The 3,290-nt window shown below is 70.2% G+C and carries 3 protein-coding genes and 2 pseudogenes; 2 read left to right on the top strand and 3 right to left on the bottom strand.

What is annotated here, in order from left to right:
- Positions 1-210: 210 nt before the first annotated feature.
- A pseudogene (locus tag V7004_RS15880) lies at positions 211-330 on the top strand (terminase gpP N-terminus-related DNA-binding protein); the annotation flags it as partial.
- Between the two features lie 40 nt (positions 331-370).
- On the opposite strand, the gene V7004_RS15435 reads toward V7004_RS15880, so the two are convergent.
- On the bottom strand, positions 371-1,243 hold the full coding sequence (locus V7004_RS15435) for an IS3 family transposase (RefSeq protein WP_334145115.1): 873 nt from the start codon (positions 1,241-1,243) through the stop codon (positions 371-373).
- A gap of 76 nt (positions 1,244-1,319) precedes the next feature.
- A pseudogene (locus V7004_RS15875) lies at positions 1,320-1,532 on the bottom strand (transposase); the annotation flags it as partial.
- Positions 1,533-1,633: 101 nt separating this feature from the next.
- Between V7004_RS15875 and V7004_RS15430 the strand changes: the two are divergent.
- Positions 1,634-1,837: a hypothetical protein gene (locus tag V7004_RS15430; protein WP_334145114.1), complete on the top strand. Its 204-nt coding sequence runs from the start codon at positions 1,634-1,636 to the stop codon at positions 1,835-1,837.
- A gap of 100 nt (positions 1,838-1,937) precedes the next feature.
- Here V7004_RS15430 and V7004_RS15425 read toward each other — a convergent pair whose 3' ends face one another.
- Positions 1,938-3,248: a hypothetical protein gene (locus V7004_RS15425; protein WP_334145113.1), complete on the bottom strand. Its 1,311-nt coding sequence runs from the start codon at positions 3,246-3,248 to the stop codon at positions 1,938-1,940.
- Between the last annotated feature and the right edge of the window lie 42 nt (positions 3,249-3,290).

Genomic DNA, 3,290 nt, shown 5'->3' with positions numbered 1-3,290 from the left:
GACAGCGGACATCGATACGGCCGGCCAAACCTTCAGCAATCAACGCCCGGCTCGTAGGGCATTGAAACGGCGACCGTGACCACGCTCAGGTGAAGTTCCCCAGAGTTGCTCACTGAAGTTCCCCACCCGTAGGGCTCCACCATCGGGGGTGGGGCTCCTTCGATGCTGACGGTCTGTGACCACCATCAGCAGACGAAGGAGCCCATCTCCATGCTCACACGGGAGGACGACGTGGATGCTCACGCGTTGCACGCGAGGGGCTGGTCGATCTCAGCGATCGCCCGGCACCTCGGACATGACCGCAAGACGATCCGGGCCTACGTGTCCGGCTGGAGTTGCCTCGTTCTGATGGACACGGGGTTTCGGTAGATCAGGTGGCTGGGCTGGCAGCGTAGGTCTCGGCGGGGGTGCGGTCGCCGAGGGCTTGCTGGTGGCGTCGCCGGTTGTAGAAGACCTCGATGTAGTCGAACAGGATCGTGCGGAGCTCGGAGCGGGTGATGGTCTCCCATGGCCCGCAGATGTGGCGGACTTCCTTCTTGAGGGTCGCCCAGAACGCTTCCATCGCGGCGTTGTCGTACGCGTCGCCGACGCTGCCGTGGCTGGCTGCGATGCCCCAGTCGGCGAGCCGGTTGGCGAACTCGACCGAGGTGTATTGGCAGCCGTGATCGGCGTGGTGCACCAGCCGTTCCGAGGGCCGCCGGCGCCCGAGCGGCATCACGAGGGCAGCGACGACGAGGTCGGTGGTCTGGCGTTCACCCATCGACCAGCCAGCCAGGCCCCGGTCGTGGAGGTCACGGATCCCGGCCAGGTAGAGCTTGCCGTCGACGCAACGGAACTCGGTGATGTCGGCCACCCACCGCAGATCCGAACGCGGCGCGGTGAAGTCACGGTGCAACAGATCGGGGGCGGGCACCTTCTTGGGGTCCCGACCCCGCCGCCAACGACGACGAGCGTGAGCTCCGATGAGCCCGTCGTCGGCCATCAGCCGGGCCACCCGCTTGCGTGAGACCCGGTGGCCGCCACGACGCAGCTGGCCCCACACCCGCGGCGCCCCACACGTCGCCCGCGACGCCTGGTGGATCTCGCGGATCTCGACCAACAGCGCGTCGTTGCTGCGTTGCCGGGCCGATGGGCGGCGGGACCGCCACGCGCAGAAGCCGGAGCGGCTCACGCCGGCGATCCGGCACAGGTCGGTGATGCGGTAGTCGGCTTGGTGATCCTCGACGAAGCGGAAGCCGCTCACCGCATCGTCTCCCGGGCGAAATAGGCGGCCGCCTTCCGCAGGATCTCGAGATCTCCTGTTGGGCGGTCTTCTTCCGCAGCCGCTTCAGCTCGTCGCGTTCGGACTCCGACAAAGCGTTCGGGTCAGCCGACCGCTCCGCGGCTTCACGGTCGAGTTTCACCCAGTTCCACAAGGTGCCCTCGGCGACCTCGAGCGACCGGGCCACCTCAGCAACCGGCCGACCCGATGACTTCACCAGAGCAACGGCCTCACGCCGGAACTCGGCGGGGTACTTCGCTGGACGACCCATCCGGGCCTCCTTCCCCCAGCGTCTCCCCCAGAATCAGGTGTCCACCGAGACGGGGCAACTCCACCAGGAGCATCCGACCACCCCGTCGCAGGTTGGTCGCGTTGGCCCCCTACTACACGACCTCGAGCCACGCCGTCGAGTGGCTGGCCGTGGTCGAGGGCGTAACGGCCTGGGTCGTGGGCACGACGGTTGCGGCCGCGGTCGGGTTCGCGGGCGGGGCGCTGCTCGTGACCTCGATCGAGCGCCTGTCCCGCCGGGGCCGAGCGGGCCACGACCACCCCGCCCAGGCACCGCCCGCGCCCTGAGGCACGAGCGGCGGTGTGTCCGCCGGCGCGCCTGCCCGCCGTCGAGCGGTCGAGCCGTCACCGGTGGGGGTACCGGCCGCCCAGGTCGGCAGCGCTCGCATCAGGGGAAGCAGGACCGGGCGATGAACGACGCGAGCTCCCGCTGGCGCGACCGACCGTTCGTCAGCCGGGTCCGCGGGTCTCGGAGATCGGCGAAGAGGTCGCGGTGCGAGGCTCCGGTGAACAGCTCGAGCGGAGCGGCCAGTCGGTGGCGGTCACGGTCGGGCTGTGCGTCGAGGTCGAGGGCTTTGCGATGGATGTCCATCTGGCGCTCGGCCGCAGCCGGATCAGCTGCGAGAGCCCTGCCGCTGCGAAGCGCGAGAGTCAGAGACCGGGCCTCGCTTCCCACGAGGGAACCCGCGCGCCCCTTCGCTTCGAAAAACCTGGAGGTCAGCACCCCCCGGTTCGGGCTGATCCCGCAGGACACCACGGTGACCCTCGGGCCGGACACGACGACCACGTCAAGCTCCGCGTCGTTGGCGGTCGGGTCGTTGGCGATCGTCACCCCGATGCTGAGCCAAACCGGGAGGTGTCTGCGGGGTGTCGCCGCCAGGAGCCGAGCGACGATCGCGAACGTGAGGTGCTCGAGCACGATGCCCGAGAGGTGTCCGAGCCCTCTGGGAGTCGCCGGGCGAGCGAGGGGCAGGCCGGGCACGCTGTCGTTCCATCGTCGCTGTAGCTCCTCGACGGTCTCGGGACGCGCCTGCTCGTTCGTCAGGAGGTGCCAGCCGAGCGCTGCTAGGACCTCGAGCGCACCCGGTCGTTCGCTCGCCTCGGTGAACGGCCAGTCGGGGTCGAGTCGGTCGAGGGTGGTCCCCGGTGCGAGATCGACCCGGTACCTCGTCTCGATGTTCACGTCGGCGCGACCGCGGATCGTGAGCACGTCCGTGAGGCTCGACCGCAGGTACGGCGAGTCCGCCAGCCGCACCACGGTGCCGTCCCCGGCCCGCAGTTCACCGGCCCGGTCGGCGAGATACCAGGCCCGGGGCTCGCCGACCGGGCCGGGTCGCGTCTTGCTCCACACGTCGTGGGTGACCGCCACCATCGCCGCCGTTCCACCGGCGTAGGCAAGGTCACCGGGCGGGAGGTCAGCCTGCTCCAGCGCCGACCGGATCCCGGCCGGATCGTCGGCAGGCACGACGACCGCTCGCCGCCAGCGGGGTCGGCGGGCTCTCGATCGCCTGCGCAGCGCCTCGTCCACGCCGGCGCGGATCTCGTCGAGGGTCGAGCGGGTCTCCTGCGTGCAGATCGGGACGACCTCGTCGGGTTCCAGGGCGAGCACCGCCAGCACGATCGGGATCGTGCTCTGTCCGACCGTGACCCACAGGGTCCGGCCCGACCGGGCCGGCTCAGGGTGTGCTGCACGGGCCATCGTCAACCTCGGTCCCGGCCCCCTCCGCCGCCACCTCCGCGG

It is taken from the genome of Rhabdothermincola sp. (assembly GCF_036846205.1).
Taxonomy (GTDB): domain Bacteria; phylum Actinomycetota; class Acidimicrobiia; order Acidimicrobiales; family Acidimicrobilacustridaceae; genus Rhabdothermincola.
This window is presented reverse-complemented; position numbering and strand designations above follow the sequence as displayed.